This is a genomic window from Dyadobacter flavalbus (assembly GCF_006149045.1).
Classification (GTDB): Bacteria; Bacteroidota; Bacteroidia; order Cytophagales; family Spirosomataceae; genus Dyadobacter; species Dyadobacter flavalbus.
Genome location: NZ_VBSN01000076.1, coordinates 222260 through 242090 on the forward strand (window position 1 = coordinate 222260; position 19831 = coordinate 242090).

Genomic DNA, 19831 nt, shown 5'->3' on the forward strand with positions numbered 1-19831 from the left:
ATTTTATTGTGTCTGATTGTTATGATTTCTATCAGATTATATAGTTTTTGGAAACCTGCATCTTAATTTTTGTAGATTTACAATGAATTTCATTCCTTTTCAGAAAATAAAAATATAATGGCACACGGCGCTGAAAAAGTTAGATTAAGCCTTCAGAAAGAAAATACGGGATGGAAAAAGTGGGGTCCTTATTTGTCCGAACGTCAATGGGGGACCGTCCGGGAAGATTATAGCGGCAATGGCGATGCATGGAACTACATAACCCATGAAATGGCACTTTCCAAAGCCTACCGCTGGGGTGAAGACGGAATCGGAGGTTTTTCTGACAATAAACAGCATATATGTCTGTCATTCGCATTCTGGAATCACAAGGATAAACTGATCAAGGAAAGAATATTCGGACTTACAAACCGCGAATCCAATCACGGCGAGGATGTGAAGGAAATGTATTACTATCTGGATAGTACGCCTACGCATTCTTATACGAAGATGTTGTACAAATATCCTCAGCAGGCTTTTCCGTACGAAAAAATCCGTCAGGAAAATGCCCGAAGAGGCAAACAGGATCCGGAATACGAGATCATGGATACGGGGATATTTGAAAATGACGAATACTTTGACATTTTCATCGAGCATGCCAAAGCGGATGAAGAGGATATTCTGATGAAAGTCACCGTTTTCAACCGTGGTCCGAAAGATGCCCCGATAACGGTTCTGCCTACGATCCTTTTTCGCAATACGTGGTCGTGGGGTTACGAGGCTTTCAATTACAAGCCGATCATGAACGGCATTTCAAACCGTCTGATTGAAGTGACGCACCGGAAGCATGGAAAATATAACTTGTATCTGGATAATGCGGACGAGCTTCTGTTCTGTGAAAATGAAACCAATTTTAAAAAGCTCTACGGAACTTCCAATAATACTTCTTACCCGAAAGACGGGATCAACGACCATATTGTAAGCGGAGGAAAGTCGGGAACGATCAATCCGAACAGCATCGGTACCAAAGCATCTGCAAGATTTACAAAAACCATAAAAGCCGGCGAAAGTGCTACTTTCAAACTGAGATTTGTGAATCATACGATTTCGGAGCCGTTCGGGGGTTTTGAAGATCTTTTCAGCAAAAGAATCCGCGAAGCGGACGAGTTTTATGACGACCTGCAGAAAGAAGTTTCCGACCCTGACCTTAAATCCATTCAGCGCCAGTCGTATGCGGGCATGTTATGGAGCAAGCAGTTTTATTACTACAACGTTTATGAATGGCTGAAAGGCGACCCCGCGCAGCCCGGACCTAATCAGGGACGAAAATGGGGGCGGAATTCGGGATGGAAACATCTGTATGCCGCCAACATCATTTCGATGCCGGATAAATGGGAATATCCGTGGTTTGCGGCGTGGGACCTTGCATTTCACTGTGTTCCACTGGCGCGCGTGGATGCGGGTTTTGCAAAAAGGCAGCTTGAAATTCTGCTGCGCGAATATTACATGCACCCGAACGGGCAGATTCCTGCCTATGAATGGAATTTCTCGGATGTGAACCCGCCTGTACACGGCTGGGCGACATGGAAAGTGTACGAAATTGATCAGGAACAGAATAACGGCGTAGGCGACATCGAGTTTCTTGAAAAAATATTCCATAAGCTGCTTCTGAACTTTACCTGGTGGGTAAACCAGAAAGATGATACCGGAAACAATATTTTCAGCGGCGGATTTTTAGGGCTGGATAATATCGGGGTTTTTGACCGGTCCACGCCGATGCCGTTTGGCGGAAAGCTGCAACAGGCAGATGCAACCGGCTGGATGGCCATGTACACGCTGAATATGCTGCGGATTTCGGTTGAAGTTTCGCTGGTGCATCCGGTTTATCAGGATATGGCTTCCAAATTCTTTGAGCACTTTCTGCATATTGCGGGTGCCATGGAGTCGATCGGCGGCAAGAATTCCTCGATCAGCCTCTGGGATGAAGAAGATCAGTTTTACTATGATGTCATTCACATTCCGAACGGACAAAGCATTCTGCTGAAAGTGCGTTCCATTGTCGGGCTTATTCCGTTGTTTGCAGTTGAAATCCTTGATCCGCAGAATCTTGACAAACTGCCTGTTTTCAAGCGGCGCGTGGAATGGGTACTTGCCAACAGGCCGGACCTTGCGCGTCTGATTTCAAGATGGTTTGAATCCGGAAAAGGAGAAAACCGCCTGCTATCCATCCTGCGCGGACACCGTATGAAAATGATCATGAAACGAATGCTGGATGAAAGCGAGTTTTTATCCGATTTCGGCGTGCGGGCATTGTCCAAATATCATGAAGCAAATCCTTACAAATTCTATATAAACGGAGAAGTTCTTCAGGTTGACTATACGCCTGCAGAGGCACTTACGGATATCATGGGAGGAAATTCCAACTGGCGTGGGCCAATCTGGTTTCCGCTGAATTATCTGATCTTTGATTCGCTGATGAAATTTCATGCGTATTATGGTGAAGATTTCCTGATTGAAAATCCTACCAATTCGGGCAACCTTACAACAATCAAAGATGCTGCTGTAGGAATAGCGTGTCGTCTTATTGATATATTCAAGAAGGACACTGAAGGCAACCGCGCTGTATACGGCCACGATCAGAAGATGCAAAAAGATCCGCATTTTAATGAACATGTTTTATTTTATGAATATTTTCATGGCGACAACGGACGCGGATGCGGTGCCAGTCATCAGACAGGCTGGACGGGACTGGTGGCTGAGCTGATCCATAAAACGGCTCACGAGCAGGTTAAACAACTTGAAAAAGAAGAACTGGAAATAAGTAAATAATTCCGGTATATATATTTACACTATAAATCAATTCTACTAAGCTTTATTATGACCGCAAAATTGGAACCGAATGTAATGACCAAGGTAAGTAGCTGGCTCACCGGTGATTACGATATCGATACAAAACAATCCATTCAACAATTGATTGATGAAGGAAATGACACCGAACTGACGGATGCATTTTACAAAGACCTGGAATTCGGAACAGGTGGCTTGCGCGGATTGATCGGAATAGGTTCCAATCGCATGAACCGTTATACCGTTGGCACTGCTACTCAGGGACTTGCCAATTACCTGAACAAGGCATTCCCGAATGAAGAAAAGAAAGTGGCCATTGCTTATGACAGCCGCATCAAATCGGACGAATTTGCCAGGATTATAGCGGATATTTTTTCTGCAAACGGTATCTCGGTTTATCTTTTTGAGGCATTGCGTCCGACACCTGAATTATCGTTTGCCATTCGTCTTCTGGGATGTAAAAGCGGTGTTGTGGTTACAGCTTCGCATAATCCGAAAGAATATAACGGTTACAAGGCTTACTGGGATGACGGCTCGCAGGTGGTCGCTCCGCATGATTCCAATATCATTGATGAGGTAAATGCCATCAAATCCATTGATGAAGTAAAATTTGACGGAGACAATTCGAGAATTACCAAAATCGGTGCGGAAGTAGACGAGAAATATATCAATCATATTCTTTCACTTTCGATTTCCAAAGGTGCACTGGAACGTCAGAAGAACCTTAAAATCGTTTATACGCCTTTGCATGGAACGGGTGTGACACTGGTTCCGGCTTTGCTTTCCAAAATGGGATTTGAAGCCGTTACGGTCATTGAAGAGCAGGCAGAGCCAAAAGGCAACGGACAGTTTCCAACGGTTGTTTATCCGAATCCCGAGGAAAGTGAGGCTATGTCAAAAGCAGTTGCAAAAGCCCGTGAAATCGATGCGGACCTTGTACTTGGAACAGATCCGGATGCGGACCGTGTCGGGATTGCCGTTAAAAATCATCATGGTGAAATTCAGTTACTGAACGGAAACCAGACGGCAAGTGTACTGATATATTATCTTCTGAATGCCTGGAAAGATGCCGGCAAGCTCACAGGAACACAGTTTGTTTGCAAAACGATCGTAACAACTGACCTGATCGATAAAATGGCAGCTGCCTATGATGTAAACTGTTACAATACACTTACAGGTTTCAAATACATTGCGCAGGTTATTCGTGAAAAAGAAGGCGTTGAGCAATTTATCGGCGGAGGTGAGGAGAGCTATGGTTATCTGATCGGTGATGCTGTTCGTGACAAGGATGCCATTGCTTCCTGTGCCATGATTGCAGAATTATCGGCTTATGCCAAAGACAAAGGACTGAGCCTGTTTGATATGCTGATGGAAATCTACAAGCAGTTCGGCTTTTACTATGAAGGCTTGATCTCGCTGACCAAAAAGGGTAAGTCCGGTGCAGATGAAATTCAGCAGATGATGGCAGATTTCCGCGCCAATCCGCCAAAGACGCTTGCAGGTTCGCCGGTGGTCCGGATGGATGATTACAAAGCTTTGACAACAACTGATTTTACAAGCGGTACAACCAGTCAAATTCCATCCGGTGAAATGGGTATTGAGACTTCAAACGTGCTTCAATTCTTTACTGAAGACGGAACGAAATTTACATGTCGTCCATCCGGAACGGAACCGAAAATCAAATTTTATGTTGGTGTAAGAGCTCCTCTGGAAAAGAATGAGGATTTTGATGATGTGTATGCTGCTTTGAAGGATAAAGTTAAAGCAATCGGCGAAGAGCTTGGATTGAAATAGTTTTATGTTCTTTTTAATAAAGGGCTGCTCTTTGTAAAGAGTGGCCCTTTTTTGTGTAAGAAACTTGTCTAGAAAACAGGCCACTCCTGCGGAGTTTCACAATTATATTATAATCCGTTTCTATAAACAGAATGCTCCTCCGGAGCAGGATGTAACGCCCCGGCGGGGCATCCTGTTTGTAGTAAAATTGTCTTTACATGTGGTTTTGGCTCCGGAGGAGCCGCCTTTGTTTACGATTATGCAACAAATCATGTACATATCCGACAGATTACAAACTCCTATTTTATATTTGGGCTAAAAAGCTTTGAATTTCATTTATGTGTCTGATTTTAATACGCCGTATCATTGGTAATCTGCAATTCATTGCCTTTCTGCTATTATTTAATACCACACAAACCTTTGCCCAGCAAAGTACATCCGTTACATTAACCGGCAAGGTTACGGACGAAAAAACCGGCAAGCCACTGCCTTTTGCCAATGTTTTTATCAATAATTCTTCCATCGGAACCAATGCTGATGAAAATGGTAACTACAAGCTGCCCGATCTTTCCATTGGAAACATTGAGATTGCTGTTTCATTTCTGGGATACGAAACCATTAAACAGACGCTTCGTTTCGAGCAGCCGGGTGTGAAAACAGTATTGTTCAAATTAAAAGAAGGAATGGAACTTCAGAGTGTAACTGTTTATGCCAGAAAAAACAAGAAAAGAGAAAAGCATTTAAAAATTATTACCCGTGAATTGCTCGGAAACAGTCAGTTTAGTAAACAATGCAGGATTGTAAATCCGGAAGTGCTGCGGATTTCCGAAGACGATGACGGCCATTTGGGAGCACAGACTACCAAGCCGCTGATTATTGAAAATAATGCACTTGGATACCGTATTCATCAGGATCTGGATGACTTTGATTATTTTAACGGAAAGGTTTATTACGGAGGCAGCACGCGTTTTGAATTGCTCACACCTAAAGACAGCCTGCAAAAAAAATCGTGGCGCTCAAATCAGAAGATTGCCTATCAGGGTTCGTTGAAGCATTTACTGGCCAGTATGGTTGCCGACAGTTTACAGGAACAAGGCTTTAAAGTATATCAGGCCATTCCTGATTCCTTGCGTATGTTCAAATCAGTGCGGTCTGTCAATGGCGTTAATACGCTGGCCAACCATTTGCATAACCGCATTGAGGCCATAAGAGGAATGAGGCTGATCCAGCCCGGCGAACTGATTACAGAGCGGCTGGTCGTTTCACGTACGCAGCTTGAAATCTTCAATACCAAAAAAAGAGGAAGGTCGCCTTATTCAGACATGCCGTATGCTTACTCGCAGATTACATTTCCCCAGGGGTACATGATTATAACGCCGCAAGGCTGGGTATCCATGCCGATGGGTTTTGAAATCGCAGGCGATCTGGCAAATGACCGTTTTTCAACCCTTTTGCCTGCGGACTGGAAAAGAGACAATTAGCTATTGGCTTAAATTTGATTGCCGGCAGCTCCTTAACGGATTACTGGATTTCAAGCGATCACTTACTCTTTTTGTTCAGGATGTTGTTTTCCAGTACCACAAAAGGTGTATGGATATTCCAGCTCGGCTTCACATTTTCCTGATTCAGAAAACCTTTCGAATAATTTCCCAGAACAATATCCGTGTCGCCGTCATTGTCATAATCGTTTGCATCCATACATATCCAGCGGCCATTTGCCGTAACAGGAATTACATGCGGCTTGAATGTTATGTCTTCATTGACGTGTTCAAAATATAAAAATGTTTGGGCCGGATTGCTTTTGAAATCTGCGAAAAAAGCAATCACGGCAACATCCGTATCTCCGTCTTTATCAAAATCGGCAGCAATGGCCTTTGTACAGCCATTTACCGGATAAAAGTATGATTTTTCAAAATGAAGGTTGCCTGTGTTCTTGTAAATATAAATGCCGTGGTAAGGTTTCAGGATTCTGGAATAATCACTGTTATCGCCGGCTGTATAAACAATGTCCTCATTTCCATCTTTATCCATATCAATCAGTTGAAAGCTGCTCGAACCAAATGAAGGCGGAAAACGCATGATGTTTTTTGCAGTAAATCCGCCGCGCTGATTATTCAGGAACAGCCATATGCCCTCATCGCCATGTGCAAACAAAGTCATGATATCCGGCCAGCCGTCATGGTTGAAATCCTGTACAATACTTTGTGTTGCACCCGGAACCTCCCGGACCGGCACTTTTCCAAAAGTATGATCCGCATTTTGTTTCAGAATATACAAACCTCCGCGGTTATGCCCGAAAGCACATACGACATAATCCTGCAATCCATCCTTGTTGTAGTCCAGCGGCCGGGTTTGTATGGGTCGGATCAGGTCAGACGACAGCAGATCGGCTTTGCCGTTTTTTTGCCTGTATTTTAAAACTTGCCCTTTGGTATTATCCATGGCCTGCATTCCGCCCATGCATGTGATAATGTCATCCTGTCCGGGTTGTTGTGCAAATGAAATGTCGATTGCAGCGGAAGGCAAGTCAGAGCTAAGAATTATTTCGAGGTTTGAACTGTATTCATATATAGCAGAGCGTTCAGAACTACTTGTCAGGATCCGGTGGTTTTTTTCATCAATGGCAACCATTGTCGTGCTGCTGACTGCACCCGGATCTTCTTCGGGTTTTTTTAATACAAAATGGCACCAGTCATTTGCAGCAACAACCGGAACAGCGGCTTTTTGCAGTGTATCCGGTGCCAGTGTTTTGTAATACTCGACCAATCTGGACCATTCCTTTCCTGTAAGTGCCGATTTCTTGTCTGTCAGATAAACATTTCCCTGTAATACCTCAATGCCAAGCTGGCCGGCCATTGCCGGCAAAACACCATTAATCCACGTTTTTTTATCAAGTAAGGCCGGTTCCGGGAATAAATGGCAGCTGCTGCAATATTTTCCGGCCAGTAATTTGCCTTCGGTTAAAGCCGATTCTCTTTCAGACTGACAGGAAAGTATAAGACTGCATATAATTAGTATCGAAAAGATATGTCTTGCAAAAAATAAAGTGTAATACAATTTTATCATTCAGATATAAGATACTAAAAGGTTTCTATCGGATACAAAAGTTAAATATTCCTGTATTCGGGCTAAAAAGTGTTTCTAAGTAGCCTTATTGCATGTTTGAGTGACATTATTTTATCTTTTTATAATACTATTTTTTCACTGTAAAAAAATATTAATGCATATGAGACAAAAATATGTTTAAATAATTATAAATTTGGTTGCTTAAAGATTATTAACCTAATAGAAAATTATGAAAAGAATTTACAGGAATCCTGCGAGGTATCTTGTCTTCTCCCTTGTGCTCAGCCTTTTCTCGTTGGCGGCATTTGCACAGGAAAGAAAGGTAACCGGAAAAGTTACAGATGTTGCGGGAGTGGGAATCCCGGGTGCAACCGTTGTCCTGAAAGGAACACAGACCGGAACCAATACCAATGGTGACGGTGAATTTTCACTTACCGTAAGATCGGGGAACGATGCACTGGTTGTCAGTTTTGTTGGCTACAAAACAATTGAAGTACCGGTCGGCAATCAGAGCGTTGTCGATATTAAAATGGAAGACGACATTTCCAGTCTTGAAGAAGTGATTGTAACGGGTTACACCGTCGACAGCCGGCGCGAAACCACGGGTGCCGTGGCAACCGTAAAATCAAAGGACCTTACTGCCACACCGTCCGGTAACGTTGAGCAGCAGCTTCAGGGACGCGTTGCGGGTGTAACGGTTATTACCAACGGGCAGCCCGGAACAACCAGCCAGATTCGTGTAAGGGGATTTGGTGCATTTGGCGGTAACGAGCCTTTGTATGTTGTAGACGGTGTCCCCACCGGCTCCACCGATTTCCTTAACCCTGATGATATTGAATCAACAACGGTTTTGAAAGATGCCGCTGCTGCTTCTATCTATGGAGCACGTGCTGCAAACGGTGTAATCGTTTACACCACTAAAAAAGGTACCAAAAAAGCTAAAAAGCTGAGTATTACTTATGACGGGCTTTTCGGTATCACCACACCGGGAAAAGGCCAGAAAATGCTTACGCCGCAGGAACAGGCGGACTGGACCTGGCAGGCCATCCGGAATGACGCTTTCCAGGGTGACTCGCTTCCGAAATTCACAAACGTAGCCAGTGGACAATACGGAAACGGCGATACGCCTGTACTTCCGGATTATATCAATGTCGGTGGTGCAACAGGCGTACGCGGAACGCTTGACCTTGCTGCAGAAAAACTGAAATACAATGTGAATCCGGCTGCAGGTCCGATTTATCAGGTTGTTCGTGCCAATAGGGAGGGAACAGACTGGTATGATGCCATTACACGCAATGCGCCTCTTCAGCGCCATACGCTGGGCTTTTCGGGAGGTGGGGACAACAGCCGCGTTTACGCGGGCTTCAGTGTTCAGGATCAGAAAGGTATTTTGCTGAACAACAGCTTCAAACGTTATGCTTTCCGGATCAATTCTGAATTTGATGTGTTGAAGAACCTTAGAATCGGCCAGAATGCACAGTTTACTTATCTGCAGGTGCTGGGCCAGGGCGGCGGCGGCGGCGGACAAGGCGTTTCCGCGGATGAAAACGACATTCTTTCTGCATTCCGAATGCCTTCCATTATTCCGGTATATGATGAATTCGGCGGGTATGCAGGAACAGCAGCAAAAGGCTTTAACAATCCACGCAACCCGGTTGCAAGCCGCGACGGACTGGCCAACAACAGCGCTTTTGCAGGTCATGGTTTCGGAAATCTCTATGTTGAGCTGGACGTAATTCCGGGTCTGACGCTTCGTTCAAGCATCGGCGGACAATTCAACAATTACAGCAACAGAGGTTTTAGCAGGCTGCAATATGAAAACTCCGAAAACAACTCTGCATTTGGCTATAACGAAGGATCGGGACACCGTTTTGCCTGGACTTTGACAAACACCCTGAATTTCAAAAAACAGTTCGGTTTACATGCACTGGATGTAATTGTCGGTCAGGAAGCCCTGAACAGCGGAGCGGGTAAAAACCAGAACTCTTCCGGTCTGAACCCGTTTTCAACGGATGTCAATTACATCAACATGAACAATGTCAGTTCCAAGATCATTGGCAGTGAGTTCTACAAAGGGGTGAACTTCTACTCTTTGTTTGGCCGCGCCAATTATACTTTCAACGACAAATACATTGTTACAGGAGTTGTGAGAAGGGACGGATCTTCCAGATTTGGAGCAAACAACCGTTATGGCGTATTTCCGGCATTCTCGGCAGCATGGCGCCTGTCATCGGAAAACTTCATGAAAGGTATTCCGTTTATCACCGAAATGAAAATCCGCGGAGGTTACGGTTTAATGGGTAACTCCAATAACGTGGATCCGAATAACCAGTACAGTTTGTACGGAGCCAATCTCGCCGAATCGTCGTATGACCTTAACGGAACAAATTCAAGCGCACTGGAAGGTTACTATCGTACCCGCATCGGAAACAGAAGTGCCAAATGGGAAACCAGTATTACCAAAAACATCGGTATCGATGCAACTTTCTTTAAAGGAAAACTGGACGTAATTCTGGACTTCTGGCAAAAAGATACCAAAGACTTGTTGTTTCAGGTTCCGGTTACAGCTACTGCCGGTTATAAAGCATCTGCACCTTCTGTCAACGTAGGCAAAATGTCCAACAAAGGTATTGACCTGCAGATTATTACAAGAGGCCGGTTCAGCGACGATCTTGGTTATGAATTCAACTTCACTGCCGGTGTTCTTAAGAATAACATCGAGTCGCTGGCACCCGGACTTGATTACCTTACTTCTGTGAACCCTGGTTTCCGCGGAATCAACCCGATCAGAAATCAGAAAGGCTATTCCATTTCCTCCTTTTACGGCTACAAGGTAATGGGTCTTTTCAAAGACAGAGCCGAAGTGGACAGCGCGCCTGATCAGGATGGAGCAGCACCCGGCCGTTTCCGCTATGAAGATGTGAACGGTGACGGCGTTATTAACACCAACGACCGTGCATACCTTGGCAGCCCGGTTCCGAAATTTACAGGCGGTGTCAACCTTCGCTTTACTTTCAAAGGTTTTGATCTGGAAACTTATATGTATACATCCATCGGCAACAAGATTTTCAACGTTTCCAAATGGTTTACTGACTTCTATCCGTCTTTCACAGGCGCGGCTGTCAGTGCGAGAGTTAAAGATTCCTGGCTGCCGGATCACACGAACACAAATACCCCGATTTTTGAAAGCACATCCAATTTCAGCACAAACACGCAGTCGAACTCTTTTTATGTTGAAGACGGCTCGTTTTTCAGAATGCAGAACATTACGCTGGGCTACACACTTCCGGGTAACCTGTTAAGCAAGATCAAAATGCAGAAGCTCAGAGTATTTGCCTCAACAAATAACCTGTTTACAGTAACAAAATATCAGGGACTTGATCCGGGCGTCGGCGGTAATGCCGATACGAACTTCGGTATTGACGTAGGTAACTATCCGATCACAAGAAGCTACACAGTAGGGATCAACCTTGGATTCTGAAATTGAAACTTGCAAAAATTGATTTCACAACTTCGGTTCAGACAGATTTTGACAAAAAAATATTAAAATGGAAAAAATATTATCCAAAGGAGGATTGGCGGTTTTAATGGCAATCATGCTGATCGGTTACTCCTGTAAAGAAAGTTTTCTTGAAATTCCCGCAACCGGCCAGCTCGACGAAGCCCAGCTGTCTACAAAAAAGGGAATTGAAGGCGTGCTGGTTTCTGTTTACGGCCAGCTTAACGGACGTGCCAACCGTATGGCCAGCGCCAGTAACTGGGTTTGGGGAAGTATCCGCGGCGGTGACGCAAACAAAGGTACCGATCCGGGCGATTTCAGTGATATTAACCCGATCCAGCGATTTGAATACCTCACAACGCAGGGTGTTATTACGGATAAATGGACAGGTCTTTACGAAGGCGTTGCCCGTGCCAATCTTGTAATAAAACTGCTGGGAATTGCGAAAGAAGACGTGACTGAAAATGACAAGAAACGCATTGGCGGTGAAGCGAAATTCTTGCGCGCCCACTATTATTTCGAGCTGAAAAGAGGTTTTAACAACACGCCTTACGTGGATGAAACCAAAGATTACGGTACAGGAATCGAGAAAGTGTCCAATAATGTGGATTTGTACCCTTTCATTGAAGCTGACCTTAAATATGCCTATGAAAACCTGCCTGAAACGCAAACTGCCGTAGGACGGGTGAACAAATGGGGTGCTGCGGCATACCTTGCAAAAGTGTACATGTACCAGAAGAAGTTTGCCGAAGCAAAGGCGCTGTACGATCTGATCATTGCCAACGGAAAAACGACAAACGGTAAAAAGTACGGCCTTGTTGCCCGGTATCAGGATGCATTCAAAGCTTCCAACGATAACAACGAAGAATCGGTATTTGCGATTCAGGCTGCTGCCAATACGGGAAGTGTAAACAATGCAAACCCGGAATTTGACCTTAACTGGCCATATAACACCGGTCCGAACGGTCCCGGAAACTGCTGCGGTTTCTTTGCACCAAGCTTTGAACTGGGCAACTCTTTCAGAACGGATGCAACCGGATTGCCTTTGCTGGATGGTTCTTACAACGCTCCTGCCAATGAATTGAAAACGGATATGGGCTTGAAATCAAAAGATCCTTTTACGCCGGATGCCAAGCCTGTTGATCCGCGTCTTGACCATTCCATCGGCCGCAGAGGTATTCCGTATCTGGACTGGATTGATCATCCGGGTAACGACTGGATCAGAAATCAGGCAAATGCCGGTCCTTATTCAAACAAGAAATATGCGTACTACAGAACAGACGTTGGTTCCCTGCAGGATAACAGTTCTTGGACACCGGGTTATACCGCTATTAACGTAAATATCATCCGTTATGCAGATGTTTTGCTCATGGCTGCGGAAGCCGAGATTGAAGTAGGATCACTGGAAAAAGCACGTGAATATACAAACCTTGTTCGCCAGCGTGCAGCCAATCCTGCCAGTTTTGTAAAACGCGCCAATGGTGAAAATGCTGCCAATTACGTGATCAGCACGTATAAAACGCCTTGGACTTCCAAAGATGTAGCCCGTGCTGCGGTTCGTTTTGAAAGAAAACTGGAACTTTCAGGAGAAGGCCACCGCTTCTTTGACCTTGTACGCTGGGGAACTGCAGATAAGGAAATCAACGCTTATCTGGCCTATGAAAGCAAGAAGCTGAGCGGTGCACTGGGCGGTGCGAAATTTACCCCTAATAAAAATGAGTATCTTCCATTGCCGCAGGATCAGGTCGATTTGCTTGGTAAAGATGTGCTTATTCAAAATCCTGGTTACTGATCATTTTCAATACAGGTGACAAAAGGAGATGGTATTGATTTGCCATCTCCTTTTATTAATTTCGAGATATCCGTTTCCTATCTTTTCATTGCATTACACAATGTTCTTAAAGTACTTACTTTCAGTATTTTTCCTACTGATATTTTTGAATTCCTGTAAAAAGGACCTTAAAACGTTTACCCAGCTCGACAGTGAAGAAACCGGCATTCAGTTTGCCAACCGCATTGCTGAAAACGATACGATGAACATTCTTTCATTCGAGTATGTGTATAACGGCGGGGGCGTGGCATTGGGCGATTTTAACAATGACAGTCTGCCGGATGTTTATTTTACCGGAAATTCAGTGGATAATAAACTGTATCTGAACAAAGGTGACTTCAAATTTGAAGATGTTACCAAAGCAGCAGGCGTGGAGGCATCGAACAAATGGTCGACGGGCGTTGCGCTTGTGGATATAAACAATGACAATCTGCTGGATATTTATGTCTGTTCTTCAGTGCGCAAAGTGCCGCAGGAACGTGAAAATCTGCTTTATGTAAATCAGGGACTTGATAAAAACAAGGTTCCTGTTTTCAAGGAAATGGGAAAAGAGTACGGCATTGCCGACACGACGCACACAACAAATGCTGCTTTTCTGGACTATGACAATGATGGCGACCTCGATCTGTTTCTGGTTGTCAACGAAATGGATGACAACAATTTTCCGAACAAGTATCATAAAAAAATCACAGACGGATCTTCGCGGAGAACAGACCGGCTTTACCGGAACGACTGGAATGAAAAGCTGAAACATCCCGTTTTTACCAACGTCTCCAGAGAAGCCGGCATACTCATTGAAGGGTACGGACTGGGTGTGAATGTAACCGATGTCAATCAGGACGGCTGGAAGGATATTTACGTGACCAATGATTATCTCACGAATGATCTGCTTTACATCAACAACGGCAACGGCACATTTACAGACAAAGCGCCATCCTATTTCAAGCATACGTCGCATTCTGCCATGGGCAACGATGTGGCCGATATAAACAATGACGGCTTGATGGATGTCATTGCCGTTGATATGATGCCGGCTACCAACCGCCGCAAGAAAATGATGACGCCGGCAAACAGTTACGTAACGTATCAGAACAACGAACTCTTTGGTTATCAGTATCAGGTGGCGCGCAACACGTTGCAGCTGAATCTTGGAAATCTGGACGGGAAAAGCAAAGATCCGGTTTTCAGTGAAATCGGGTTGCTGAGCGGAATTGCGGAAACGGACTGGAGCTGGACGCCGATGGTCACGGATTTCGATAATGACGGTTTTCGGGACATGATCATTACAAACGGTTTTCCGCGCGATATTACGGATCTTGATTTTATTGCTTACCGCAATGAAGTTTCCAGCGTCATGGAACCCATGATGATGCTGGATTATATCCCGACAGTCAAAATCAGGAATTTTGCTTTTAAAAATAAAGGCGGTCTGCAGTTTGAAGATGTAACAGACGACTGGGGCATTGAACTGCCAAGCTTTTCAAACGGCGCCGCTTATGCCGATCTGGACAATGACGGCGATCTGGATTATGTGGTCAACAATATAAATGATTCCGCTTTTGTATGCCGGAACAACAGCATTCAGCTCAAACCGGAAGAAAGCAATTACCTCCGGATTGCATTCAAAGGCGAAAGGAACAATAAAGCCGGGATTGGCGCCATTGCAGAAATAACCTACGCAAGCGGTCAGAAACAGATTGCAGAAAATTCTCCTTATCGCGGATACTTGTCAACGATTGAACCGGTTGTGCATTTTGGTTTGGGTAAAAACAAAAAAGTCGATCAGTTGAAAGTCACATGGCCGGGCGGAAAAAGTCAGATCATTAAAAATGTTTCTGGAAATCAGGTTATTACTGTTTCAGAAAAAAATGCCGCTTTTATTCCGGAAGAAAAAGAAAATGTTATTGAGAATACGCTTTTTACAGACATTACTTCAAAGCTGAACGTAGGCTACAGACATGAAGAAACGGACGCCATCGACTTTAATCTTCAGAAATTGCTGCCGCACAAATTATCCCAGTTCGGGCCGGCCATGGCTGCCGGAGATGTAAATGGCGACGGACTTGACGATGTTTTTGTCGGAGGCGCATTCCAGCACAAAGGCCGTTTCATGTTGCAGCAGCCGGATGGAAAATCCAGGGTTGCGGACCTTCTTCCCGGTGCCGACGGTCCGGAAAAAGTGACCGAAGATATGGGCGTTCTGCTGTTTGATGCGGATAATGACAAGGATCTGGACCTGTATATTGTAAGCGGAAGTTACGAACTGCAGACCGGTTCGCAGGGCTTGAAAAGCATGCTGTACCTCAATGACGGAAAAGGGAAATTTACAAACGATACGGCTGCGTTGCCGCAGTTTCTGGTTAACGGCTCCTGCGTAAAAGCAGTTGATTATGACCGCGACGGCGATCTGGACCTTTTTGTTGGCGGCAGAGTGGAATCCGGCGCATATCCGAAAGCAGTTTCCAGTTACGTGTTGCGCAATGATACGCAGAACCATGTCGCCCGGTTTTCGGATGTGACGGCCAAAGTCGCGCCGGAACTGGCAAATATCGGCATGATCTGTGACGCATTATGGACCGATTTCGATAACGACGGCTGGACGGACCTGTTACTGGCCGGCGAATGGATGCCGCTTACTTTCTTGAAAAATGAAAACGGGAAATTGAAGAAGATTACTTCCGGGCTGGAAGGTAAAAAAGGCTGGTGGGGAAGTCTGCTTGCCGGTGATTTTGACAATGACGGGGATATGGATTACATCGCAGGCAACCTGGGTATGAACTCGTTGAGCAGGGCTTCGGAAAGCAGGCCTGTGAGCATGTATGCAAAGGATTTTAATAACGACGGTTATTTTGACGCCATTCCAACTGTTTTTTACAAAGCGCAGGACAATTCCTATAAAGAGTTCCCATACAATACCCGCGATGATATGGGTAAGCAGATTATTCAGGTTCGCCAGCGATTTCAGGAATACGGGAAATTTGCGGAGGCTTCGTTAACGGATATCTTAAAACCGGAAGAACTGAAAGACGCATTGCATGTAAGCGTGAACTGGATGAAAAGCAGCTACATTGAAAACTTGGGCAACGGCAAGTTCGCCGTACACGAATTGCCAATTGAAGCGCAGTTTGCACCCATTTTCGGAATGATTGCGGACGATTTTGACCAGGATGGAAATCTGGACGTCATGCTTTCAGGAAATGATTACGGATCGGAAGTTTCCGTTGGAAGATATGACGCGTTTTATGGTCTGATCTTAAAAGGAAACGGCAAAGGGAAATTTCAGGCATTGAGTCCTTCCCAAAGCGGATATGCAGCTTCGGGCAATGCAAAAGGTCTGATAAAACTTCCGGCTTCGGGCAACAAGTGGATTGCTGTAACATCACAAAACCGCGACTCGCTGCGCTTCCATGAAATCCGTAAAGAAATGAAGAAAATAAAGCTGGCACCGATGGAAACAACGGCATTGCTGAAACTTAAAAACGGTAAAACCCGACGCGAGGAAATTAGTTACGGCTCTTCTTTTCTTTCACAATCTGCACATACGCTTTTTCTGCCTATGAACGCAGATGAAGTGGTTATTATAGATTCAAAAGGCGTAAAAAGAGTCGTTAAAGAATAATTTGTCTGTTCTGTTAAACGCAAAAACCGCTGCAACCAATTTGCAGCGGTTTTGCGTTTAGATGCATTATTTAAGCAATGTTAATTTCCTGAGCAGGTTTTTCCGAGCCGGGTATAACGGGCAAAGTAAGCTGCAAAATGCCATTCACGTATTCTGCACGGATATTTTCCGTATCCACGGTTTCATCAATGATAAAAGTCCTTTCAAACGATGCCTTGCTGAACTCATGCCGTATCCAGTTCCTTTTTTCGCGCTGGTCATTTTTCAGTTCGTAGGAAACCGTCAGTTCATGGCCTTTGATGCTGATCCGGAAGTCTTCCTTCGACCGGTCGGGCGCAAAAACCATCAGTTCGTAATTGTTCTCGTTTTTCAAAATATTGACCGGAACACGGTAATACCGGCTTTCGCCGAATTGTTTTCCAAAATGTTCATGGCGCATTCCATAGCCACGATTTCCATATCTGTTGCACATAGTTGATTTTCATTTTTTAGCTGCTGGCTGTGAGCTGTCGGCTGTTAGCTTTTTAGCTGTTGGAGAATTTATTTAATAAAAATGCTGATTTGCTATCAACATTTTCAACTCATTTCAATACATTTCAATTCATGACTTCATTTCTAACAATCCTTTCCCTGTTCACCGCCAAGGTTGGTTTAAAGTTGGTCTTTCGCCGTAACCATGCCAGTTGTGGCCGCATCCTTCATACCCGTAACGTCCGAAATAGGCCCTTTCATGAAAGCGTGAGCCGACTGTATAATGCAGGCCGGCGGCGGTAAGCAAGGCAATGCCTGCACCCAGAATAATTCGCGTGCTTCTTTTCATCGATTATATGTTTTTAGGGTTTTCATTCAAATAATCTCTTAATCTTTCTTTGCCTTCATAGGGCCGGAATCTTTGGTAATCATCGAAATCGAAGTCAAACCGTCTTGGTCTGCGGAATCCGAAAAACCTTCCTGCAAACAGTCTGAAAACGAGCCCGAGAAAGAGAAAAAAGAACAGAGCCTTGAAAAGGAAAAAGGGAACTGCAAAAAGTAAAATGCCGCCCAGAATTCCTGCAATCACTACTTTGACAACTTGTAAGAACATGGCTTTTAATTTTAAAGGTGAAAACCGAATGCATGGATATGCTGTATATAATCGCAGACGGCGTGCAGCAGAAAATACTTTAAAAGATTTGATATAAAAGCAAAAAAAATCCGGCTATATGGCCGGATTCGTTTATAAGTCATTTTCTGGCGGCTTTCCGCAGCGCCGCCGCATTTCCTGGCGAAATTTGCTGCGTTCCGCATCGGTCATTTCCATCCATTTGTTTCGCCACGGCGGACCAAAACCCCGCTTGTCATCATTTGAATTTCCGCGACTGAAACGCGGTTGTCTTCCCCAGCGGCCCGGGCCGCCCCTGCGTCCGCCGAAGTTCCCGAACAGCAGCCGGCATAATGCGAGCAGCCCGACAGACTGCCAGTACGAAATGGGATTCACATTCAGCAAATCAGGCAAAATGGCATTCCATAACCAGCGTATAATGTTTCCCAGCAAAAGTATTGCGGCCAGTGCGAAAAACGGGAACATCCAGAAACGCCTTCTATATGTATGTCGCTGATTCATAATTGACAAATTTAATAATTTACAAATTCCTGATAAAATGTTTCGAGGCGTTCACGAAGATGACGCACGGCATACCGTTTTCTGGAAATAAGGGTTTTAATGTTTTCTCCTGTCCGGTCCGAAATTTCCTGGAAAGTCTGGTCTTCCAGTTCATTCCAGATAAAAACCTGGCGCTGGCTTTCAGGAAGTTCCTGTAAAGCAAGCGTCAGTTGCTCCCAGAAAAGTTCTTTCATGTACACCGTTTCCGGCGTGCCGTCGTCGGCCAGAAGTATGTCTTTGAAGTAAAATTCTCCGTCTTCATCTTCATAGCCGTAATCTTCCAGCGAATCCGGCTTCTGTTTGCGGTACTTGTCAATAATGCGGTTACGAGCCACGCGGTACAGCCAGCTTCCGATCTGTTCAATGGCTTCGATTTCGGGCACGCTGCTGAGCTGATACCACACATCCTGCAGAATATCTTCGGCATCTTCATCCGTATTCACGCGCTGCCGGATAAACCCCAGCAGCTGCTTGCTGTAAGATGTGACAGTCTGAATGATATTTGGCCTTTTCTGCGACAAAATGAAGGGAAAACAGGTAACAAAGTAACAGACGGGTTGCAAACGAAATTACTTTAAAACAAAAGGATTATTTTCTGCAACAGCCTAAAAAACATGTATTGCCCGACATTTCCGAAGGTGAAAATGCAGTTTAAACCTTTGCTGTATCGCGGATTTTTAAAGACAGGAAAGCAGCCGGCTCTGCATACGCTGTTTATCAATGCTATTTCTAGGTAAAGTACAACGGATTGCAAATTGAACTATTTCCATACAGGTGGCAAATTTCGAACTACTTGTTGCACTTTTGCTATAATCATAGGATTATTCTAATATATATGCATAACAGGAAAAAGAACTTTAACTTCCTGAAAACTTGGCTATTGTTTTATATTCGTATTGTGATGTACATTTGAATCATCAAACAGAGAGAAAAGGAAATAAAAGTCACTGTTTGCCGGAATTAGACCTTAATATTGACGAAATATCTGAAAAGTACAATTTGTAAATCCGAACAAGACATTAAATTTCACAACACAATGAAAAAGACAATTTTGACACTTGCAGTTTTGATGGGAGTATCTGCTGCAAACCTTTCTATCGCTGCTGACAAAGTAAAAGAAAACAATGCTGCAATCGAGCTTGTTTCAAAAGGCGAACTGAAATTCAAACTGACGCTTGAAAATGTAAAAGATAAGTCTTCTCTTGTTATCAAAGATTTCGGCGGAGATATCGTTTACAGCACTGCGCTTCCGAAATCAGAAAATTATTCCAAGATTTTTGATTTGTCCAACCTTGCAGACGGTCAGTACAGCTTTATTGTGAACAACGGAAATGAAGTTTCTTCCAAGCCGTTTGTAATCACAACGGAAACAAAACGTCAGGTTACAGCAGTAGCAATCAACTGATCTGCAGCATACCGATTTAGTTATAAAAAAGGCAGCCCTGAAATGCACTGCCCCCAAAAAGTTAGACACTTCTTGGGGGCATTTTTTATGGGTAAAAACAGAAAATTCAGTGTAGAGTTCAGACTAACGATTGTAAATGCTTATCTGAACGGAGATAGTATTAAAGGATT

At 44.3% G+C, this 19831-nt stretch carries 13 protein-coding genes; 7 read left to right on the forward strand and 6 right to left on the reverse strand.

What is annotated here, in order from left to right:
* The first annotated feature begins 117 nt into the window (after positions 1–117).
* From FEM33_RS26175 to FEM33_RS26185, 3 genes are all read left to right on the forward strand, one after another.
* Positions 118–2808 (forward strand): MGH1-like glycoside hydrolase domain-containing protein, encoded by a 2691-nt coding sequence (locus FEM33_RS26175; RefSeq protein WP_139014916.1) that lies wholly within the window; start codon positions 118–120, stop codon positions 2806–2808.
* A gap of 48 nt (positions 2809–2856) precedes the next feature.
* On the forward strand, positions 2857–4620 hold the full coding sequence (locus tag FEM33_RS26180) for a phospho-sugar mutase (RefSeq protein ID WP_139014917.1): 1764 nt from the start codon (positions 2857–2859) through the stop codon (positions 4618–4620).
* Between the two features lie 317 nt (positions 4621–4937).
* On the forward strand, positions 4938–6080 hold the full coding sequence (locus FEM33_RS26185) for a carboxypeptidase-like regulatory domain-containing protein (protein ID WP_139014918.1): 1143 nt from the start codon (positions 4938–4940) through the stop codon (positions 6078–6080).
* Positions 6081–6138: 58 nt separating this feature from the next.
* Here the strand turns inward: FEM33_RS26185 and FEM33_RS26190 are convergent, their stop codons facing one another.
* Positions 6139–7455: an FG-GAP repeat domain-containing protein gene (locus tag FEM33_RS26190; protein ID WP_229214434.1), complete on the reverse strand. Its 1317-nt coding sequence runs from the start codon at positions 7453–7455 to the stop codon at positions 6139–6141.
* A gap of 439 nt (positions 7456–7894) precedes the next feature.
* Here FEM33_RS26190 and FEM33_RS26195 point away from each other — a divergent pair, with 439 nt between their 5' ends.
* The 3 genes from FEM33_RS26195 (at position 7895) to FEM33_RS26205 (ending at position 16614) form a co-directional block, all read left to right on the forward strand.
* Entirely contained in the window at positions 7895–11146 is a 3252-nt protein-coding gene (locus FEM33_RS26195; RefSeq protein WP_139014920.1) for a SusC/RagA family TonB-linked outer membrane protein, read from the forward strand.
* A gap of 67 nt (positions 11147–11213) precedes the next feature.
* Positions 11214–12956 (forward strand): RagB/SusD family nutrient uptake outer membrane protein, encoded by a 1743-nt coding sequence (locus FEM33_RS26200; protein WP_139014921.1) that lies wholly within the window; start codon positions 11214–11216, stop codon positions 12954–12956.
* 100 nt (positions 12957–13056) lie between these two features.
* A complete protein-coding gene (locus FEM33_RS26205) occupies positions 13057–16614 on the forward strand; it encodes a VCBS repeat-containing protein (protein ID WP_139014922.1) in 3558 nt (1185 codons plus the stop codon).
* A 70-nt stretch (positions 16615–16684) separates the two neighbouring features.
* Here the strand turns inward: FEM33_RS26205 and FEM33_RS26210 are convergent, their stop codons facing one another.
* The 5 genes from FEM33_RS26210 to FEM33_RS26230 all read right to left on the reverse strand — a co-directional run bounded on the left by FEM33_RS26210 (position 16685) and on the right by FEM33_RS26230 (position 18777).
* The gene (locus FEM33_RS26210) at positions 16685–17086 is read right to left on the reverse strand and encodes an Hsp20/alpha crystallin family protein (RefSeq protein ID WP_139014923.1); all 402 of its coding nucleotides are present in this window, start codon (positions 17084–17086) and stop codon (positions 16685–16687) included.
* Positions 17087–17248: 162 nt separating this feature from the next.
* The gene (locus FEM33_RS26215) at positions 17249–17434 is read right to left on the reverse strand and encodes a hypothetical protein (RefSeq protein WP_139014924.1); all 186 of its coding nucleotides are present in this window, start codon (positions 17432–17434) and stop codon (positions 17249–17251) included.
* A gap of 3 nt (positions 17435–17437) precedes the next feature.
* Positions 17438–17698, reverse strand: coding sequence for a hypothetical protein (locus FEM33_RS26220; RefSeq protein ID WP_139014925.1), 261 nt, complete (start codon positions 17696–17698; stop codon positions 17438–17440).
* A gap of 132 nt (positions 17699–17830) precedes the next feature.
* A complete protein-coding gene (locus FEM33_RS26225; RefSeq protein ID WP_201747843.1) occupies positions 17831–18217 on the reverse strand; it encodes a hypothetical protein in 387 nt (128 codons plus the stop codon).
* A gap of 11 nt (positions 18218–18228) precedes the next feature.
* On the reverse strand, positions 18229–18777 hold the full coding sequence (locus FEM33_RS26230; protein ID WP_139014926.1) for an RNA polymerase sigma factor: 549 nt from the start codon (positions 18775–18777) through the stop codon (positions 18229–18231).
* Positions 18778–19292: 515 nt separating this feature from the next.
* Here FEM33_RS26230 and FEM33_RS26235 point away from each other — a divergent pair.
* Positions 19293–19661, forward strand: coding sequence for a T9SS type A sorting domain-containing protein (locus tag FEM33_RS26235; protein ID WP_139014927.1), 369 nt, complete (start codon positions 19293–19295; stop codon positions 19659–19661).
* Positions 19662–19831 lie beyond the last annotated feature (170 nt).

Coding starts and splice junctions, on each gene's coding strand:
- FEM33_RS26180 (WP_139014917.1), top strand. CDS start 2,857: ATGACCGCAAAATTGGAACCGAATGTAATGACCAAGGTAAGTAGCTGG.
- FEM33_RS26220 (WP_139014925.1), bottom strand. CDS start 17,698: ATGTTCTTACAAGTTGTCAAAGTAGTGATTGCAGGAATTCTGGGCGGC.
- FEM33_RS26210 (WP_139014923.1), bottom strand. CDS start 17,086: ATGTGCAACAGATATGGAAATCGTGGCTATGGAATGCGCCATGAACAT.
- FEM33_RS26185 (WP_139014918.1), top strand. CDS start 4,938: ATGTGTCTGATTTTAATACGCCGTATCATTGGTAATCTGCAATTCATT.
- FEM33_RS26215 (WP_139014924.1), bottom strand. CDS start 17,434: ATGAAAAGAAGCACGCGAATTATTCTGGGTGCAGGCATTGCCTTGCTT.
- FEM33_RS26225 (WP_201747843.1), bottom strand. CDS start 18,217: ATGAATCAGCGACATACATATAGAAGGCGTTTCTGGATGTTCCCGTTT.
- FEM33_RS26195 (WP_139014920.1), top strand. CDS start 7,895: ATGAAAAGAATTTACAGGAATCCTGCGAGGTATCTTGTCTTCTCCCTT.
- FEM33_RS26235 (WP_139014927.1), top strand. CDS start 19,293: ATGAAAAAGACAATTTTGACACTTGCAGTTTTGATGGGAGTATCTGCT.
- FEM33_RS26190 (WP_229214434.1), bottom strand. CDS start 7,455: ATGGCCGGCCAGCTTGGCATTGAGGTATTACAGGGAAATGTTTATCTG.
- FEM33_RS26175 (WP_139014916.1), top strand. CDS start 118: ATGGCACACGGCGCTGAAAAAGTTAGATTAAGCCTTCAGAAAGAAAAT.
- FEM33_RS26200 (WP_139014921.1), top strand. CDS start 11,214: ATGGAAAAAATATTATCCAAAGGAGGATTGGCGGTTTTAATGGCAATC.
- FEM33_RS26205 (WP_139014922.1), top strand. CDS start 13,057: ATGTTCTTAAAGTACTTACTTTCAGTATTTTTCCTACTGATATTTTTG.